This window comes from Megamonas sp. Calf98-2 (genome assembly GCF_900110235.1).
Classification (GTDB): Bacteria; Bacillota; Negativicutes; order Selenomonadales; family Selenomonadaceae; genus Megamonas; species Megamonas funiformis.
In genome coordinates, this window is the sequence record NZ_FOCY01000015.1 from 40,086 (window position 1) to 59,034 (window position 18,949).

Consider the following 18,949-nt stretch of genomic DNA (forward strand, 5'->3'; position numbering starts at 1 on the left):
ATAATCCCTGCATTTTTTCATTCATTATGATAAAATTTTTATAGATATTCTTATATCTCATAAAATTATTGATGAAAGAAGGTATTGTTATGAGTAATCATATTGAAGCCAAAATTGGAGAAGTTGCTGATGTCGTTTTACTTCCTGGCGACCCATTACGCGCAAAATACATCGCTGAAAAATTTCTAGAAAATCCTGTCTGCTACAATCATATTCGCAATATGTTTGGCTATACTGGAACTTATAAAGGCCATAAAGTTTCTATCCAAGGAACTGGTATGGGTATTCCTTCTATTTCTATCTATGCACATGAATTAATCTGCGATTACCATGCTAAAAAATTAATTCGCGTTGGCACTTGTGGTGGTTTAAAAGATGATGTTCATGTTCGTGATGTCGTTATCGCTCAAGGAACAACTACTGATAGTGGCATTATTGTTCGCACTTTTGGTGATGGACTTCATTATGCTCCACTTGCTGATTTTGAATTATTAGGCAAAGCATATCATCACGCTAAAAAATTAAACATTCCTGTAAAAATTGGTAATGTATATTGCCAAGACCGTTTCTATGATGAAGAAGTTGATTTACAAAAATTAATCCAATATGGTTGTCTTGCTGTAGAAATGGAAACTTCTGCTCTTTATATGCTTGCTGCTCGTTATAATGTACAAGCACTTGGCGTATTTACTGTAAGTAATCACTTATTTACAGGTGAAGAAACTACAGCTAAAGAACGTGAACAATCATTTGATGATATGATTAAAATAGCGCTTGAAACTGCTATTGATAATAAAGAAATTTAAATAAAAAAGCCCTATAAATCTTTTATGCTCTAGCATATAATTTATAGGGCTCTTTTTATTGATTAATTATTAATTTGTATGTTTTCCTTAGAATTTACTAATTCTTTACCACAATGAATAGTCACCGAAACTGCTAATATCATTAATGCAAGCGCGATAATTAACTGTAATCCATCTACAGCAAAAACAAATTGTCCCATAGATAATTTTACAACAATTGAATACACAGCTTCTACTAAAGCTGTCAAAGTAACGCAGAACATAACTACCATTGGAATATAAAGCATAAAGCCTTTTCTTCCAGTTGTTTTTAAGAATATAGCCAAAGAGATAAGTACTAATGCAGATAATAACTGATTAGCAGCTCCAAATAATGGCCAAATATTCATATAACCACCAAGGCATAATAAATAACCAATAAATAAAGTTATAAGTGTAGCAAAATATTTATTTGTACATAATTTTTGTACAAAACTCATTTCTTGACCTTCATCTACACTGAATAATTCTTGGAAAGACATACGGCCAATACGAGCTACTGCATCTAATGAAGTAAGTGCTAAAGCTGATACACACATAGTCAAAATACAATTTGCTATATCATGTGGCATACCAAACATAGCGAAAAATCCAGCTACAGCTGTGGAGAAGATCTGGAAAGGTGTACCTTCTGGCAACTGACCATTAGTAGCAGCAGAGCAAACAATTACTAAAGAAACAACACCTAAAACAGACTCTACAAGCATAGAACCATAACCAACAAATAAAGTATCTTTTTCATTAGAAATAGTCTTAGAAGAAGTACCAGAAGATACTAAGCTATGGAAACCAGAAACGGCACCACAAGCAATAGTTATAAATAAAATTGGGAATAAATCTTTTCCATTTACATTAAAACCTACAAAAGCTGGCATATTAATTGTTGGGTTTACTGCTAATACACCGATAACGCCACCAGCAATCATTGCTAAAAGTAAAAATGTACTCAAATAATCGCGAGGCTGTTTTAAAATCCACATAGGCATTACAGAAGCTGCAAATATATAAGCAAATACTACATAGAGCCAAATCATTCTATCTAAATAAATTGGAAAAGCAATACCCACAGCAAGCATAGCAATTAATAAAATAATACCTAAAACAAGACGAACTTTTTCATTCGGTTTAAATTTCTTAATGAATAAACCAAATAAAATAGCTACAAAAATAAATAACATGGATATTGAAGCTGCGGCTGCGTTTGGTGTTATTAATGCACCATCTTTACTAAATCCATTAAAAGTATTCGCTACTATATCAGCAAAAGCAGCTATTACTAATAAAGTAAATAACCAACAGAATAACAAAAATAAACGTCTGCCTGTTTTACCAATATAATGCTCAATTAACATCCCCATGGATTTACCTTCATTTTTCACAGAAGCATATAATGCTGTAAAATCCTGTACTGCTCCAAAGAAAATACCACCTACGATAATCCATAAAAAAGCAGGAAGCCAGCCATACATAGCTGCAATAATTGGGCCAGTTACAGGGCCTGCACCTGTTATTGAAGAAAATTGATGAGAAAATACCGTAAATTTAGATGCTGGTGTAAAATCTTGACCGTCATTATATTTAAAAGCAGGTGTTTTTGCATTTTCATCAACACCCCAAGTATGTAATAACCAACGACCATAAATTCTATAGGCTAGAAAAAAAATTATAATAGCACAACCAACTAACATTATTCCATTCATCTAATCACCCTTTCTGGACAAATAAAATTTTTATCTCTCGATAATATATATATATGTCTATATTTTATATCGAAAAATAAATGATTTTAACTTATAAAATTTATTATTGACTTATAAATATATCATCATCTATTTATTATGTCAAATTTTATTGTAAATATGTAAATCTAAAAATCAATTCAACTATAAAAAATAATTATGATATGTGTTATTTTGTAAATTGACAAATTATACTTCCCATGCTACTATTAAGATATTCAGTCTTGTTTTGGAACACAATTAAAGTCACGTCTTAGTCCTCCTCTTAATAAGTGTGGAAGATTCTTATGTGTTTTTTAGTTTGACCTCTGCACTGATTATATTTTATATCCTAAGGAGGATTTTATAATGGGAACAGGTACAGTTAAATGGTTTAATTCTGGTAAAGGCTATGGCTTCATTACTAATGATGACGGATCTGGAGATTTATTCGTTCATTTCTCCGCTATCAATTCCGAAGGCTTCAAAACTTTAGAAGAAGGTCAAAAAGTTACTTTTGATACAGAAGCTGACAGCCGTGATGCTAGCAAACTTCGTGCAGTAAACGTTACTGTTGTAAAATAATAATAGGAAAAAGAGCAATCATATGATTGCTCTTTTTTATTTCCCAAATTAAATTCTAATTTTAAATAAAGCTATCTTAAATTTATTCTTTAAATCCATATGAATTCCTGTCTTGTGCGCTTCATTTGGATTACAAACTAAAATATCACCAAAATTGCTCAAAAAATTAATATTTGTGTACGGCATTTCTTCTAACATCAACATATCATCTATCTTATCACGATGATAAATTATACCTTCATAAATATTAACATCTATGCGTTCTTGTCCCTTTAATAAAATATATACATCTATATGTTTTTCATGTGCTTGCCAATATCTTTCCTGAGCAATTTGTGTTTCATATTCATCAATGCGAAAACAAATATCCTCTCTATCTGTTTGATATGTTCCTGCATTATAATTTATTAAATCATGTTCATTAAAATAATCTACACAAAATTTAATTCGTTCATCTATAGTGATTAAATCTATATTTTTTATATTGCTAAAAATCATATTATCACCTTTAAAATAAAAACGGTTGTAGCTAAATTAAGTTACAACCGTTTTTACATAAAACTAATTAAATATTAACCAATATCTGTTTTAGTTGCTTTAAGTCTTGCTTTAGCACGTTCGAGTGCAGCTCTAGCGCGAAGTGTATCAACATCACCCTTAACTTCTGGATTTTCTTTAAAGCTTTCTAAACGTTTTTGTGCACGTTCATAAGCTTTTCTTGCTCTATTGATATCAATTTCAATAGGAAGTTCTGCTGCACTTGCAAGTACAATAATTTTATCAGGTTGAACCTGAATAAAACCACCGCTAACTGCAATAAGATTTTCAGTACCATCAATCATAGCTCTCATTGCATGAGGAACAAGCCCTGCAAGAAGCGGAGCATGTTTTGGCATAATACCTAAATCCCCAGCAATAGAGCGCACGATTAACATATCAATATCAGCACTATAAACAACTTTATTTGGAGAAATAATTTCTAGCTTTATTTTAGCCATAAATTATCCCTCCTTCTTCATTTTATTTGCTGCCTCAACAACTTCGTCAATGCTACCAACCATATAGAAAGCACTTTCAGGTAAGTCATCATATTTACCTGCTAAAATTTCTTTAAAGCCACGAATAGTTTCTTTCAATGGTACATATTTACCTGGTGTACCTGTGAACTGTTCAGCAACGAAGAATGGCTGAGATAAGAATCTTTGAATTTTACGTGCTCTAGCTACAGTAAGTTTATCTTCATCAGATAATTCTTCCATACCTAAGATAGCGATAATATCTTGAAGTTCATTATATTTCTGTAAAATAGCCTGTACACCACGAGCTACTTCATAATGGTCTTCACCAATTACATGTGGGTCAAGAATACGAGAAGTAGAATCAAGTGGGTCTACTGCTGGATAAATACCAAGCTCTGCAATCTGACGAGACAATACTGTTGTTGCATCCAAGTGAGCAAATGTTGCTGCTGGAGCAGGGTCAGTTAAGTCATCGGCAGGAACATATACAGCCTGAACAGATGTGATAGAACCTTTTTTAGTAGAAGTAATACGTTCTTGAAGAGCACCTACGTCTGTACCAAGTGTTGGCTGATAACCAACGGCAGATGGCATACGACCTAAAAGTGCGGATACTTCAGAACCAGCCTGAATGAAACGGAAAATATTATCAATGAATAATAATACGTCCTGATTTTGAACATCACGGAAATATTCAGCCATTGTAAGACCAGTTAAAGCAACACGCATACGTGCTCCAGGTGGTTCGTTCATCTGACCATAAACTAAAGCAGTTTTATCGATAACGCCAGATTCTTTCATTTCAGACCAAAGGTCATTACCTTCACGAGTACGTTCACCAACACCAGAGAATACAGAATATCCACCATGTTGAGTTGCGATATTATGAATAAGTTCCATGATAAGAACTGTTTTACCTACACCAGCACCGCCGAACAAACCGATTTTACCACCACGGGAATATGGTGCGATAAGGTCAACGACTTTAATACCAGTTTCTAAAATCTGTGTAGATGTTTCTTGTTCATCAAATTTTGGAGCTGGACGATGAATAGGCCAAAATTCTTTGTTGCCTACAGGAGTATCATCATGGTCAACTGTTTTTCCAAGTACGTTAAATACACGACCAAGAGTTGCTTCCCCTACTGGAACTCTGATTGGAGCACCAGTATCTTCAGCTTCCATGCCACGAGTCAAACCGTCAGTAGAACTCATAGCGATACAACGAGTAACATTGTCACCCAAATGTTGCATAACTTCAACAACTAAATCGATATCAATGTCACCAGATTTACCTTTAATAGTTACAGCATTTAAAATTTCTGGCAAAGATTCTGCCGGAAACTCTATGTCAACAACAGGTCCAATAACCTGTACAATTTTACCTTTTGCCACTTAGGTGAAACCTCCTTACTTCAGAGCTTCTGCACCGCCCACGATTTCTGTAATTTCGCGAGTAATACCAGCCTGACGTACTTTATTATAATGCAAATCAAGTTTAGAGATGAGTTCTTCAGCATTATCTGTTGCATTGCTCATCGCATTCATACGTGAACTTAGTTCACTTGCTGCTGATTGTAATAATGATGCATATATTGTTGTAATAATATATTGCGGTAATAAATATCCAAGCACTGATTGTGCTGATGGTTCATAAATATATTCAGCAGTAGGTTTATTATCGGAGGACTCTGGTGCTGTAAATGGTAATAATTTAATTGTCTGAGGTATAGCAGAAATAGCTGACACAAATTTTGTATATACAAGATATACTTCTTTATAGTCACCTTTACTAAAATGCTCCATAATTTCAACAGCAATTTGACGAGCATTTTGATACTCTGGACGTTCTGTAAATCCCATATAAGAATTTAATACATCATATTTACGTGGAACGAAATATTCTTTACCACGACGACCTACAGTGATAATAGATGTATTTTTTGCATCTTTGATATGAGAAACTGTTTCTTTAAATACATTACTAGCATAAGCACCTGCAAGACCCTTATCGGAAGCTAAAACAACATATAAAGTTTTACCTTCTTCACGTACTTCTAGCAGAGGATGTGAAAAACTTCCTGCATTAGAGGCTACATCGGCAATAACCTCATACATTTTTTCAGCATAAGGTTGGTTGGATACAGCCGCTTCTTGGGCACGACGTAAACGAGCAGCAGCAACCATTTTCATTGCTTTAGTGATTTGCTGTGTACTTTTTACGCTTTTTATTCTGCGGCGTATGTCCTGTAAACTAGCCAATTAAATCACCTCACTGCTTATTTATTATATGAATATGTGGATTTAAATTCTTCAATAGCACTATTGATAGAAGCTTCTAAAGCATCATCTAATTTTTGTTTTTCAACGATTGTCTGTCCAATTTCTGGGTGATTTGAATTCATGAATTTCAAGAAATCACGTTGGAAGTTAACAACCTGATTAACAGGAATATCGCTTAAGAAACCACGTACAGCTGTATAAATAACAAGGATTTGTTCATCTACTTTTAAAGGTGAATACTGTGCTTGTTTTAATGTTTCAACCATACGTACACCACGGTCTAATTGTTCTTTTGTAGATTTATCAAGGTCAGAACCAAATTGAGCGAATGCTGCAAGTTCACGATACTGAGCAAGGTCAAGACGCATACGACCAGCAATTTGTTTCATAGCTTTTATCTGAGCACTACCACCTACACGAGATACGGAAAGACCTACGTCAATAGCTGGACGAATACCAGAATAGAAAGCTTCTGTCTGAAGCATAATCTGACCATCTGTAATAGAAATAACGTTTGTTGGAATATAACCAGATACGTCACCTGCTAAAGTTTCGATGATAGGTAAAGCTGTAATAGAACCTCCACCGAGTTCATCACTTAATTTAGCAGCGCGTTCTAAAAGACGAGAATGTAAGTAGAATACGTCCCCTGGATATGCTTCACGTCCTGGTGGTCTGCGAAGTAACAAGCTCATTGCACGATAAGCAGTAGCATGTTTAGAAAGGTCATCATATACACAAAGTACATGTTTGCCTTGATACATGAAATGTTCACCCATAGTAACACCAGAATATGGAGCCATATATTGAAGTGGTGCACTATCAGAAGCAGTAGCTGCTACTACAATTGTATAATCCATAGCACCATGATCTTCAAAAGTTTTTACAACACGAGCGATTGTAGAAGCTTTCTGACCAATAGCTACATAAATACAAATACAGTTTTGACCTTTCTGATTGAGAATTGTATCTACAGCAATAGCTGTTTTACCTGTACCACGGTCACCGATGATAAGTTCACGCTGACCACGACCAATTGGAACTAAGGCATCAATTGCTTTAATACCAGTTTGTAATGGTTCTTTTACTGATTTTCTATCAGCAATACCAGGAGCTGGATATTCAATTGGACGGCTCTGTGTTGTATGGATAGGGCCTTTGCCATCAATTGGACGACCAAGTGCGTCAACAACACGACCAATCATACTTTCCCCAACAGGTACTTGCATGATTTTACCAGTACGTTTTACGATATCTCCTTCTTTAATTTTTGTGTCGCCACCTAATAAAACGGCACCGACATTGTCCTGTTCAAGGTTTAGGACCATACCATATATATCATTACCAAAGTCGAGCAGTTCCCCTGACATCGCTTTGTCTAAGCCATGAATATGTGCAATACCATCACCGATTTCAATAACAGTACCTACATCATCAACATTTAAATCAACATTATAATTTTTAATTTGATCCTTGATAATGGCTGTTATTTCTTCTGGATTCATTTTCATAACGACTCTGTCACCCCACTTAAATAACTTAATTTGCCATTAACTGCTTTCCTAAAGATTTAATTTTGCTAGTTACACTACCATCAATTAATTTGTCGCCCATTTTTACAACAACACCACCAATGATGGATTTATCAATATGTGTTTTTAGCTGAATATGCTTGCCGGTAATAGCTTCTAATTTCGCAGTTAAAGCTTTTTGTTGTGGCTTTTTCATAGCAACTGCTGTAGTAACATGTGCTACTACAATATTACGAACTTCATTAGACAGAGCTTCATATTCACCGACTATCTCTTCAATTAATGCTATGCGACGTTTGTCAATCAATAATAACATAAAATTATGCACTGATTTTTCAATATCGCTACCAAAAACTTTATTTAGCAGTTCTTTTTTTGCTGATGGCTGAATTTGAGGATTACTCATAAAAGCTTTTAATTCTGGTTGAGTTTTAAAAAGCGTACTAATTTCTGCTAATTGCTCACCATATTCTACAAGCTTATTTTCTTCCTGAGCTAATTCAAACATTGCCACAGCGTATTTTTTTGCTAACTGTAAATTCAGCATGGCAATCCACCCATTTTATCTTTATCCAACTGGTCAATGAAATCACTAACCAATTTTTCATTTGTTTTATTATCCATATTAGCAGCGATAATTTTGCCAGCTGCTTGCATGGATAAAGCTACCATTTCACCACGTAACTGCATTGCTGCACGTTCACGTTCTCTAGCAATATCTTCTTTTGCGGCTTTTCTCATCTGCTCAATTTCACGTCTTGTTTCAGCAACGCTAGCATCACGTTCTTCTTGAGCACGTTTCATTGCTTTATCTACAATTTCCTGTGCTTTTATACGGGCATCAGCTAATTGCTTATTATATTCAGCGAGCAGTTCTTTAGCCTTTTGTTCATCTGCTTCTGCGGCATCAATGCTTCTTGCGATTTTTTCTTCGCGTTCTTTAAGCATTTTCATAACAGGCTTATATGCTACAAATTTTAAAATAAGTACCAAAATAAGGAAGTTAAGGATTTGAGCCACAATCGTCATATTGATATCAATCAATTTATTGCCCCCTTATGCGTTCCTAAACATCTAAAATTTAAATGTTTACCCAAATTATTTAATAAGTGGGTTAGCATAAAGCATGATCAATGCAATAACTGTTGCAATGATTGGCATAGCTTCGATTAAACCTACAGAGATAAGAGTGTTCATGAATAAAGTGTTTTTTGCTTCTGGCTGACGAGCAATACCTTCGATAAATTTAGAAGTAACAAGACCATCACCAATACCTGCACCGATAGAAGCAAGACCCATTGTAATACCTGCACCAATTAATGCTGCCATAACCATAATTGCGTTTTCCATAAAAATAAATCCTCCTTAAAGATAAATATAAATTAAATTAATTTTTCAAGATTACCTACAACTATAGATAATCTTATATCAATATCTGCTGACTAAAATATATCAACAAATATTAATGGTGATCATCGTCTTTCATAGCATTTGCTAAGTAAGACATAGATAACATAGTAAATATAAATGCCTGAACTGCACCGATAAATAAACTAAATGCAAGCCAAACAACACTAGGTACTGGCATCCATATTGGCACTAATAAAAGCAAGATAATAATTAAAATTTCCCCTGCTAGAATATTACCAAATAGACGGAAAGCAAGTGTAATAGGCTTTGCTATTTCTTCAATCAAATTGATAATTACAAATGGCGCTACTGGCTGGAAAAAATGTTTTATATAATTAAAACCTTTATAATACAAGCCAAGTACATGTAACATTACAATCACCAATAAAGCTAGACCTAAAGTTGTATTTAAGTCATTTGTTGGTGATGCAAGCGTTGGAATAAGTCCTATCCAGTTTGAAATCAATAAGAACAGAAATAGCGTGATTAAAAATGGTGCTACTAACTGACCACGAGAACCTAGTGTAACACCAATTTGCTCATTGAGCCAAACAATAACCATTTCAATTACATTTTGCCAACCTGAAGGAACAAGCTTTAGACTTCGTGTTGCTAAAAATGCAATCAGTATTACAATGGCCATTGCTAGCCAGGTCATTTCTAAGGTCTGAATATTGAATTGCATACCTGCGAAAGTGACCACTTCACGCACACCAATTTCATGCATTTTCCCCACTGCCGCTTATACAGTCCATAAGTAACAGTGTCCTCACCTCTCTTTACTATATATTTCATATTTTACCGAAAAATACAGATTATATTTTTCAGTTTCTATGTAGATAATATTTGCACTAGGCAAATATTATTCCATATTCTTATGATAAACAAAAATAATTAAATGTATCATATACAGTATAAAAGCTAAGAAAAAGCCTCCTACTACTGCATAAAATAATTCCACTGATTGCAATATAGCCGCTCTTAGTATGATAAAAATCATCAATAACCTCGTTATCAAACTAAGCCACATCTGACCTTTAGCTTTACCTACTGTTAAATGAGCAGCCTTCCACGTTCTATATACCATTACCCAAGCGCATATAACTGCTAATAAATAGCCTGTAAATACACCTGTTATCAAGTAAAGTTTATCATAATTTATAAACATACCAATAATAATAATAGTACAAATAGAAATCTGTATTAATAATTTTCTACCTTGAACAGATAAAAATTCTTTCATTAAATTTAATTTCTCCATGTTTATCCCAAAATCATGCATTTTGTATTCAATCAAGTATATCTTACCAAATCTCTAACAAAATAAAAAGCTTTTCCTGAAATATTCTCTAATTATTTTATTCATTATTACTATAAAATATTTTTATGATAATTTTCATTTATTTTGATATCCATTTACTCTTTATTATTGATAATAGTTCTTACTGGGAATGGTATTTCTATGTTTTCTTTTCTAAATTCTTTTGTAATCGCTTTTATAAATTCATGCTTAACAATATATTGATTTGTAAATTCACTAACATGCATTATCACATTAAAATTAATGCTAGAGTCAGCAAACAAATTAAATCTAACTACAGGCTTCGCTTTAACTTCTGGGTCTAATTTAGATAAAATTTCCTTTGCTGTTCTTATACAAACAGCTTCCACTTTATCTAAATCGCTATCATAGCTTACACCAATAGCTACACTTACTGTTATATCTTGAAGTGGCATACTGTAATTTGTGATAATCGCCTTAGATATACTTTGATTAGGTACAACTACTACATTGTTGCTAACAGATTGAAGTGTGGTAAAACGCCATGTAATATCAGATACTCGACCTTCTTCACCTGTACTTAATTTAATATAATCATTTAAACGAAGTTGCTTTGATAAAATTAAATGCAATCCAGCAAAAATATTAGCAAGCGTATCTTGAAGACCAAGGGCTACTGCCATACCGCCGACCCCTAAAGCTGTGAGAATTGGCGCTACTGATATTCCACAATATTGTAAAACAATAAGTGCACCCATAGAATACACTAAAATATTTATTAAATTATTTAATAATGAAGTCTTTGGCATATTTTGGTCGGAACGCATAGTATAAAAATCTATCATTCCAGATAAAGTTCTTGCAATAACTCTTGTCAAAGTAAAGATAATCACTGCAAATAATAAATATGATAATAATCTGCTGATAGTTTCTGGTATAGATAAACTATTTATCGTCCAATATAAGCCAACACCAGAACACCAAGAAATCGGTAATCCCTTTAAGGCATTGACAAAAATATATTGCCATGAATCTCTATTTACATTACTTTGTAAATAACGATTAATTAAACGACTGAGAAATGAACCTACGATTAAGGCACCTATTTGAATACAAATTGGTACAAATAAAATATCTAATAAATGTTCAAAAGACATCGTTGCCAATACTGCTGTCCTCCTTATTTGTTATATTAAGAAAAGTATACTATACTTTTCTTAAACTGTCAGGGAATTTTCCCATAAGTTTCTAAAATTTATTATAAAATCTATAATATTATAATGAAGGTGGTTTTAATATGGAAAAAATCGTAAAAACAGGAAATAGATTACGTTTTCGTCAAGCAACAGTTGAAGATATGGACTATATCATGGAAGTGGAATACATTCCTGAAAATGCAAAATATGTAATTCCTTATACTCGCGAAGTGCATATGCAAACTTTAGATACCCCTTCTGCTACTCATCTAATTATCGAAACTTTAGATACACATGAAAAAGTTGGTTTTCTCATGATAGCAGGTCTTGATAATCCATCTAAAGAAATCGAATGGACTCGCATTATTTTAAATGTAAAAGGTAAAGGCTATGGTCAAGAAACACTAGAAATGTTAAAATCTTGGGCATTTGATGATTTAAAATTCCATAGAGCATGGCTTGACTGTAAAGACCATAATACTCGCGCTTTACATGTATATGAAAAAGCTGGTCTTGTCCGTGAAGGTCTTATTCGTGAAACAATTTTAACTGATGGTGTTTATGAAAATTTAATCATTCTCGGAATTTTAGACAGAGAATATTTTGCTATGAAAAATAAATAAACCCTTGCCAAAATATTTATTTTTGTGTATTATATCCATTGTGTGTATATGGTATTATTGGTAAATGTATTGGCTAAAAGGGAGTAGCTTTTTAGAATAAGTCAACATACTGATGAACGACGAAATTCATCTGGCTTATTCGTTGATGTTTTACATCAATAGTGAGACTTTTGGTATAGATTAGTTACACTAAGTGTATCAGTCTATACTAGAAGTCTCTTTTTTTATTCCCTTTTATCAAATAAATTTAATTTATTTTAAGGAGAGATTTAATCTTATGTTTGCATTTTCAACAGCGTTTATCATGGTGGTTCTTGCTGAAATGGGTGACAAAACTCAATTATTAGCTATGGCTTTTGCCACAAAATATCCATGGAAGAAAGTCATGTTTGGTATTTTAGTTGCTACTATTTTAAATCACTTTGTAGCAATCGCTGCTGGTATTTATTTGCATTCTTTTATTCCTAAAGACATTGTTGAACTCGTTGCTTCTATTGCTTTTATTGTCTTTGGTCTTTGGATTTTAAAAGATGATGAACTTGGTAATGAAGCTGAAAAAAATCGTTTTAGCATCTTTTGGACTGTAGCTATCGCCTTTTTCCTTGCCGAAATGGGAGATAAAACTCAACTCGCTACAGTAGCATTATCTGCTCAAATCGGTGCTGATATGCTTTCTATCTTAGTAGGTACAACTCTTGGTATGCTCGTTGCTGATGGACTTGGCATTTTATTAGGTGCTACTCTTCATAAATATGTACCTGATAGAGTCATCAAAAAATTTGCTTCATTAATCTTTATTCTCTTTGGTGTTGTTGGCATTTTACATGCTATGAATATCATAAATTTATATTAACTTAAATATTTTTATCGGTTATAATATATATAAGGATTATCTTATAATTTAATAATAGAAAGGACTAATTTTTAATGGAACAATTTTCAACAATCTTTTTGAGTTTTATTGATACTTGGGGCTATGTTGCTGTAGCTGTACTAATGGGGCTTGAAAATGCTTGTATTCCAATTCCTAGTGAATTAATCTTGGGTTTTGCTGGATATCTCATCTTTGCTGGCAAAATGGAATTTTTCCACGCTACTGTTGCTGGTATGATTGGTGGTATGGTAGGTTCTATCATCACTTATTATATCGGTGCTAAAGGTGGCAGACCTTTTGTAGATAAATATGGTAAATATTTCTTCATGAAAAAATCTCATGTAGACACTGCTCAAGAATGGTTTGATAAATATGGTATTAAAGCTGTATTCTTCAGCAGATTACTCCCTGTAGTTCGTACATTTATCTCTTTACCTGCAGGTTTTGCCAAAGTAAATATGAAGAAATTCATCATCTATACTTTTATTGGTTCCCTTCCTTGGACTATGTTCATCTTATACATCGGTATGATACTTGGCGAAAACTGGAAAACTATGCTTGCTGTAGGTCATGAAGCAAGTTTAGTTGTAAGTGCTATTCTTGTTCTCACTTGTGCTTTCTACTATATTCGCTGGAAACGCAAAAAAAAGGCCGTTAAACAATAAATATGGACACTACTCAATTATTAGATTTACTTCACAATTATAAACAAGGAAATATCTCTGACGAAACTATGCTTCAATCACTTCAAGATAATCAAGGTTTTGAAGACATTGGTTTTGCCAAGATTGACCATGACCGAGCAAAAAGACAAGGATTTCCTGAAGTAATTTATTGTGCAGGTAAAACTAATGAGCAAATAGCTGATATTTTCGCTCACCTCTATCAAAAAAGTGAGCAAAATATAATTGCCTCTCGTGCTACTTTAGAAAATTATCAAGCTGTACTAGCAAAAGTAAAAGATGCAAAATATGACGAATTTGCACGTATTATCTATGTTGATAGAGATACTATGCCTATTGATGATAAACGTTTTATTCTCGTCATGACAGCTGGTACAAGTGACATACCTGTCGCTAAAGAAGCAGGTCTTACTGCTCAACTGATGGGAAATAAAGTACAATATTGCTTTGATGTAGGCGTTGCAGGTATTCATCGTCTACTCAGTAAAAAAGATTTGATTGATAAGGCTAATATCATCATCGTTGCTGCTGGTATGGAAGGAGCTTTGGCTAGTGTTGTTGGTGGTCTTGCCAATAAGCCAGTAATTGCTGTGCCTACAAGCGTAGGTTATGGTGCTTCCTTTCATGGGTTAACAGCATTGCTTTCTATGTTAAATAGTTGCGCTGCTGGCGTTGCCGTAATGAATATTGACAACGGTTTTGGCGCTGGTCGATTAGCTAGTATGATTAATCATATGCGTTAAATCATTAATATTAAAAATAAGAAGCATAAAAGTTTAGATGAACTGCACCCCAAAAGTTGTTTTGTATCCAACTTTTGGGGTGCAGTTCATTTTATTTAAGCTAAAATCTGCTTTCTTGCCTAAATAAAAATTCTAATTTAATATATAATTAAATTTACAACAAATGACAGGTGAAAAAATGAACGATTATATTATAGAAAAATTACTTATACTATCTTGTAATATAGATGATTTCAATCCTCAAAATTATGAATATATCTCGCAAAAACTCTTTGAACATAAAGCTCTTGATGTTTGGCTGACTCCTATTTATATGAAAAAATCCCGCTCAGCTAATACTTTATCTGTTCTAATCCGTCCTGAAGATAAAGAAAATTGCCTTGATATTATATTCAGTGAAACGACAACGCTTGGCATACGTGAAAAAATAATTACTCGCTACAGTCTAGATAGAGAATTTAAATTCATCACCACGCCATATGGTCAAGTAAAATGTAAAATAGCTAAAAAAGGCGATAAAGTCTTAAATATATCCGCTGAATATGAAGATTGTAAACAATTAGCCCAAAAACACAATGTACCATTAAAAACAATTCAACAAACAGCATTATTTCTAGCAAACGAGGAACTAAAACATGAATAAACAACAACAATTAATCGAACTACTAAAATCTTACCAATCTGTAGCTGTAGCTTTTTCTGGAGGTGTAGATAGCTCTGTACTTGCTAAGGCAACACAAATTGCTTTAGGCGATAAAGCTATCGCCATCACTGCTGTATCTGAATTAATAACTACTAATGAAATATCTGACGCTAAAAAAGTTGCTAAACTCATTGGCATAAAACATGAATTATTCACTGTAGATGATTTAGCTGATAAAAAATTCACCTGCAATGATAAAATGCGTTGCTACCATTGCCATATCAATCGCTTTAAACTTTTAGAAGATTTTTGTCAGAAAAATAATTATAACTATCTTTTAGAAGGCTCTAATGAAGATGACAAAGGTGATTATCGTCCTGGTATGCTCGCTTTAAAAGAATTTAAATTAACAAAATCACCTTTTTTAGAATTGCACATTACTAAAGATGAAATCCGCCAAATGGCGAAAGACTGGAATTTACCTGTTTGGAATAAACCTAGCTCTGCTTGTCTTGCCTCTCGTTTAATTTATGGTCTTGACGTTACTCCTGAAAGATTAAATCAAGTTGCTAAAGCAGAAAATATACTTCATAAATTTTTACAAGGTCAAATTCGCGTACGCCATCACGGTGATTTAGCCCGTATAGAAGTAGAAACAAATGAAGTTCCTAAATTATTTACCAATCCTCTTAGAGATTTAATTCATAAAGAGTTTCAAAAACTAGGTTTTAAATTTATCACTGTGGATTTAATAGGTTATCAAAAAGGTAGTAATAACGTGATATTAGACAATAATCCATTTTGATTAAACTTTTTATTTAAACCAAAATATTTATAAATACTATAAAATAATCTATTTTTTCTAAACTAGATAACAAAATGAATTACTTTTTATGTTGACAAGTCCTTATTTATTTTTGATAATGTAAATAGTAAAAAATAAAATCACATTACCTTTTTATTTTTTATACACTTTAAAACGATTGACATGTTTACATCAAAATCGTATAATCTTTTTCATACATATATTGTATGAATTAATTATATATGTATATACAATATTAAAGAGAGAAGAGGGATTACATATGGCTGATAATAAAAAACAAGTCGATGTTAAAGAAACCGCTCAAAGTGCTATCCGCGAAAGCAAAGCTAAATCTTCTCAAGGACGTCAGTTCTTATTATGGTTTGGTGCACTCATTCTAGGTGGCATTTTAGGCTGGCTCGGTATCCAACCTTTAAATGAATTTTTGAATTTTGTAGCTACTGTATTTACACGTTTATTCCAATTCATTGCAGTTCCTACAATCGCTCTAGCAGTTATCACTACTTTAGCTGCACTTGGTAATAATAAAGATACAAGTCGTATCTTTTCTCATGCACTATTTTATACTTTATTCACTACAATCTGTGCAGCAGCTACGAGTCTTTGTCTTTATTTATGGATTTCTCCAGGAAATCTTCCTATGGATATTATCAATGCCGGTCAAGAAGCTGTACCTATGCAAAAATTAGGCGCACTTTCTTATTATGACCACTTTTTATCTGTAATTCCAAATAATGTTCTACAGCCATTTTTAACTGGTAATGTTTTATCTGTTATGTTGATTTCTGCTGCTGTTGGTCTAGCTTTAGCCTTCATGCCAAAAACAGATAATCGTGAACAATTATTAAAAGTAATCAACGGTTTACAAGAATTATCCTTCACACTTATTCGTGCATTACTTTATGTTTTACCACTTGGTATCATCGCTTTTGCAGGGCAATTATCAGCTCAAATTGAAGCTGGTGTTATCGTTGGCGCTTTAGGAAAATATACTGCTGTAGTAATTGGTGGTAATGCTATTCAATTCTTTATCATTTTACCTTTAATCATGCTTCTTCGTGGATTAAATCCAGTTAAAGTTTTCCGTAAAATGGCTCCTGCTCTTGCCGTAGCTTTATTTACAAAAAGCTCTGCCGGAACTTTACCTGTAACACTTGCTTGTGCAGAACAAAATTTAAAAGCCAATCCAAAAGTTTCTCGTTTCGTCTTACCAATTTGTACAACTATCAATATGAATGGTTGTGCCGCATTTATCTTAGTAACCTCTTTATTCGTAATGCAAAATGCTGGTTTTGAATTATCCATGACTACTATGATTACATGGTTATTCATATCCGTTATTGCCGCTGTTGGTAATGCAGGCGTTCCTATGGGTTGCTATTTCTTGACTTTATCTCTTATGTCCTCTATCGGTGCTCCAATCGGTTTACTTGGTATCATCTTACCAATTTATACCATCATCGATATGATTGAAACAGCTGAAAATGTTTGGTCAGACTCTGCTGTTTGTGCTATGACAGATAATGATTTAAAAGGAAAATTAGACGATAGCGAAATTCCAAATACTAGTATTTTATAATTAATAAATTAATAAAAACCTTCGGAAATAAAATTCCGAAGGTTTTTTATTACCATCCTTTTAAAGACCCATCTTTTATAGCCTCAGCCTTTAAATATGGATTATTTAAATAAAGTCCCATTGTATGCATACCCCAGCTCAGACTAATTTCAGTTTGTTGACCATACCAAACAAATAAAAGAACTCCTTCCTGTTTTGGTTCTCCGAAATTTCTAATCATAGCCTGTCTTAAAAGTTCAGGATTTGCAGTATTTGTATAGAAATCTATATAAATTTCATATAGTTTATTATTCCAAAAATAAAAAATTATACTATTTGATTCTTGATTACTTATGTAAGGATTTTTTAACTTAGCAATATATTCAACACTATTTTCCCCTTGATTGTATCCTATATATTCTAAATCATATATATCATCATTAGCCTGTACTTCTTGCAGACTTTCTCCCCAATAAAAATTTCTAAATCCATTTTTTTCATTTGGATAAGCTAAACATATATTTGAAAAACTATATACTAAACATATAGTAAAAATAAATAATATTTTTCTCATCTTTTCATCTCCTAAAAAAATAGACAAGGTAATATATACCCTGTCTATTTTTATATCTATTATTTTTTATTTAAAGTAAGCTACGCCAGCTTCAAATAATTTTTGGTCTTTTGCACCTGGAACATTTTTCGCTACATATTTACCAATACGTTCGGAATGTCCCATTTTACCTAAGATACGTCCATCTGGACTTGTGATACCTTCGATAGCCCATACAGAACCATTTGGATTTACTTCAATATCCATAGAAGTATCGCCATTTGCATTTACATATTGAGTTGCAATCTGACCATTAGCTTTTAATTGAGCTAAAACTTCTGGACTTGCACAGAAGCGACCTTCACCATGAGAAACAGCAATAGTATGAATATCTCCTACTTTTACATTGTTAAACCATGGAGAGAGATTAGATACAACTTTTGTTTCTACCATGCAAGATACGTGGCGACCAATTTCATTATATGTGAGTGTTGGATTTTCTGGTGTTAATTCTTGAATATCACCAAATGGTACAAGACCTAATTTGATGAGAGCTTGGAAACCATTGCAGATACC

General features: G+C 33.1%; 23 protein-coding genes. 9 read left to right on the plus strand and 14 right to left on the minus strand.

What is annotated here, in order from left to right:
• Window positions 1–89: 89 nt before the first annotated feature.
• Window positions 90–806 (plus strand): purine-nucleoside phosphorylase, encoded by a 717-nt coding sequence (gene deoD / locus BMX03_RS05965; protein WP_022227729.1) that lies wholly within the window; start codon window positions 90–92, stop codon window positions 804–806.
• A 62-nt stretch (window positions 807–868) separates the two neighbouring features.
• Here the strand turns inward: deoD and BMX03_RS05970 are convergent, their stop codons facing one another.
• Window positions 869–2,545 (minus strand): carbon starvation CstA family protein, encoded by a 1,677-nt coding sequence (locus BMX03_RS05970; protein ID WP_022227728.1) that lies wholly within the window; start codon window positions 2,543–2,545, stop codon window positions 869–871.
• Window positions 2,546–2,932: 387 nt separating this feature from the next.
• On the opposite strand from BMX03_RS05970, the gene BMX03_RS05975 reads away from it, so the two are divergent.
• Window positions 2,933–3,148: a cold-shock protein gene (locus tag BMX03_RS05975; RefSeq protein ID WP_008540065.1), complete on the plus strand. Its 216-nt coding sequence runs from the start codon at window positions 2,933–2,935 to the stop codon at window positions 3,146–3,148.
• Between the two features lie 48 nt (window positions 3,149–3,196).
• On the opposite strand, the gene BMX03_RS05980 is transcribed toward BMX03_RS05975, so the two are convergent.
• The 11 genes from BMX03_RS05980 to BMX03_RS06030 form a co-directional block, all read right to left on the minus strand.
• Window positions 3,197–3,646: a NanQ anomerase/TabA/YiaL family protein gene (locus tag BMX03_RS05980; protein ID WP_015563476.1), complete on the minus strand. Its 450-nt coding sequence runs from the start codon at window positions 3,644–3,646 to the stop codon at window positions 3,197–3,199.
• A gap of 74 nt (window positions 3,647–3,720) precedes the next feature.
• A complete protein-coding gene (gene atpC, locus BMX03_RS05985; protein ID WP_015563477.1) occupies window positions 3,721–4,146 on the minus strand; it encodes an ATP synthase F1 subunit epsilon in 426 nt (141 codons plus the stop codon).
• Between the two features lie 3 nt (window positions 4,147–4,149).
• The gene (atpD, locus tag BMX03_RS05990) at window positions 4,150–5,562 is read right to left on the minus strand and encodes a F0F1 ATP synthase subunit beta (RefSeq protein WP_008540069.1); all 1,413 of its coding nucleotides are present in this window, start codon (window positions 5,560–5,562) and stop codon (window positions 4,150–4,152) included.
• A gap of 15 nt (window positions 5,563–5,577) precedes the next feature.
• Window positions 5,578–6,429 (minus strand): ATP synthase F1 subunit gamma, encoded by an 852-nt coding sequence (atpG, locus tag BMX03_RS05995; protein ID WP_022227725.1) that lies wholly within the window; start codon window positions 6,427–6,429, stop codon window positions 5,578–5,580.
• Between the two features lie 17 nt (window positions 6,430–6,446).
• Entirely contained in the window at window positions 6,447–7,961 is a 1,515-nt protein-coding gene (atpA, locus tag BMX03_RS06000) for a F0F1 ATP synthase subunit alpha (protein WP_008540072.1), read from the minus strand.
• Between the two features lie 28 nt (window positions 7,962–7,989).
• The gene (atpH, locus tag BMX03_RS06005) at window positions 7,990–8,529 is read right to left on the minus strand and encodes an ATP synthase F1 subunit delta (protein ID WP_015563478.1); all 540 of its coding nucleotides are present in this window, start codon (window positions 8,527–8,529) and stop codon (window positions 7,990–7,992) included.
• Complete coding sequence (atpF, locus tag BMX03_RS06010; RefSeq protein WP_008540074.1) at window positions 8,523–9,026, minus strand: F0F1 ATP synthase subunit B; 504 nt, start codon at window positions 9,024–9,026, stop codon at window positions 8,523–8,525. The genes atpH and atpF overlap by 7 nt, the downstream gene beginning before the upstream one ends.
• A gap of 54 nt (window positions 9,027–9,080) precedes the next feature.
• The gene (gene atpE, locus BMX03_RS06015) at window positions 9,081–9,332 is read right to left on the minus strand and encodes a F0F1 ATP synthase subunit C (protein WP_008540075.1); all 252 of its coding nucleotides are present in this window, start codon (window positions 9,330–9,332) and stop codon (window positions 9,081–9,083) included.
• Between the two features lie 112 nt (window positions 9,333–9,444).
• Window positions 9,445–10,119, minus strand: a complete 675-nt coding sequence (gene atpB / locus BMX03_RS06020) for a F0F1 ATP synthase subunit A (RefSeq protein WP_008540076.1) — start codon at window positions 10,117–10,119, stop codon at window positions 9,445–9,447.
• Window positions 10,120–10,254: 135 nt separating this feature from the next.
• A complete protein-coding gene (locus BMX03_RS06025; protein ID WP_019000085.1) occupies window positions 10,255–10,635 on the minus strand; it encodes a hypothetical protein in 381 nt (126 codons plus the stop codon).
• A gap of 173 nt (window positions 10,636–10,808) precedes the next feature.
• The gene (locus tag BMX03_RS06030) at window positions 10,809–11,831 is read right to left on the minus strand and encodes a mechanosensitive ion channel family protein (RefSeq protein ID WP_015563480.1); all 1,023 of its coding nucleotides are present in this window, start codon (window positions 11,829–11,831) and stop codon (window positions 10,809–10,811) included.
• Window positions 11,832–11,971: 140 nt separating this feature from the next.
• Here BMX03_RS06030 and BMX03_RS06035 point away from each other — a divergent pair, with 140 nt between their 5' ends.
• The 7 genes from BMX03_RS06035 to BMX03_RS06065 all read left to right on the plus strand — a co-directional run bounded on the left by BMX03_RS06035 (window position 11,972) and on the right by BMX03_RS06065 (window position 17,841).
• Window positions 11,972–12,493: a GNAT family N-acetyltransferase gene (locus BMX03_RS06035; RefSeq protein ID WP_008540082.1), complete on the plus strand. Its 522-nt coding sequence runs from the start codon at window positions 11,972–11,974 to the stop codon at window positions 12,491–12,493.
• Between the two features lie 277 nt (window positions 12,494–12,770).
• Complete coding sequence (locus BMX03_RS06040) at window positions 12,771–13,346, plus strand: TMEM165/GDT1 family protein (RefSeq protein ID WP_075555062.1); 576 nt, start codon at window positions 12,771–12,773, stop codon at window positions 13,344–13,346.
• Window positions 13,347–13,420: 74 nt separating this feature from the next.
• A complete protein-coding gene (locus BMX03_RS06045; protein ID WP_022227722.1) occupies window positions 13,421–14,032 on the plus strand; it encodes a DedA family protein in 612 nt (203 codons plus the stop codon).
• 2 nt (window positions 14,033–14,034) lie between these two features.
• Window positions 14,035–14,793 (plus strand): nickel pincer cofactor biosynthesis protein LarB, encoded by a 759-nt coding sequence (gene larB, locus BMX03_RS06050; RefSeq protein ID WP_015563483.1) that lies wholly within the window; start codon window positions 14,035–14,037, stop codon window positions 14,791–14,793.
• A gap of 178 nt (window positions 14,794–14,971) precedes the next feature.
• The gene (gene larC / locus BMX03_RS06055) at window positions 14,972–15,436 is read left to right on the plus strand and encodes a nickel pincer cofactor biosynthesis protein LarC2 (RefSeq protein ID WP_091694365.1); all 465 of its coding nucleotides are present in this window, start codon (window positions 14,972–14,974) and stop codon (window positions 15,434–15,436) included.
• The gene (larE, locus tag BMX03_RS06060; RefSeq protein WP_015563485.1) at window positions 15,429–16,241 is read left to right on the plus strand and encodes an ATP-dependent sacrificial sulfur transferase LarE; all 813 of its coding nucleotides are present in this window, start codon (window positions 15,429–15,431) and stop codon (window positions 16,239–16,241) included. Before larC ends, larE begins: the two co-directional genes overlap by 8 nt.
• A 280-nt stretch (window positions 16,242–16,521) precedes the next feature.
• Window positions 16,522–17,841 (plus strand): dicarboxylate/amino acid:cation symporter, encoded by a 1,320-nt coding sequence (locus BMX03_RS06065; RefSeq protein WP_091694367.1) that lies wholly within the window; start codon window positions 16,522–16,524, stop codon window positions 17,839–17,841.
• A 49-nt stretch (window positions 17,842–17,890) separates the two neighbouring features.
• Here BMX03_RS06065 and BMX03_RS06070 read toward each other — a convergent pair whose 3' ends face one another.
• The gene (locus tag BMX03_RS06070; RefSeq protein WP_075555058.1) at window positions 17,891–18,394 is read right to left on the minus strand and encodes a hypothetical protein; all 504 of its coding nucleotides are present in this window, start codon (window positions 18,392–18,394) and stop codon (window positions 17,891–17,893) included.
• 66 nt (window positions 18,395–18,460) lie between these two features.
• A partial coding sequence (locus BMX03_RS06075) for a phosphoribosylformylglycinamidine synthase subunit PurQ (protein ID WP_177159363.1) occupies window positions 18,461–18,949 on the minus strand: 489 nt, incomplete at its 5' end.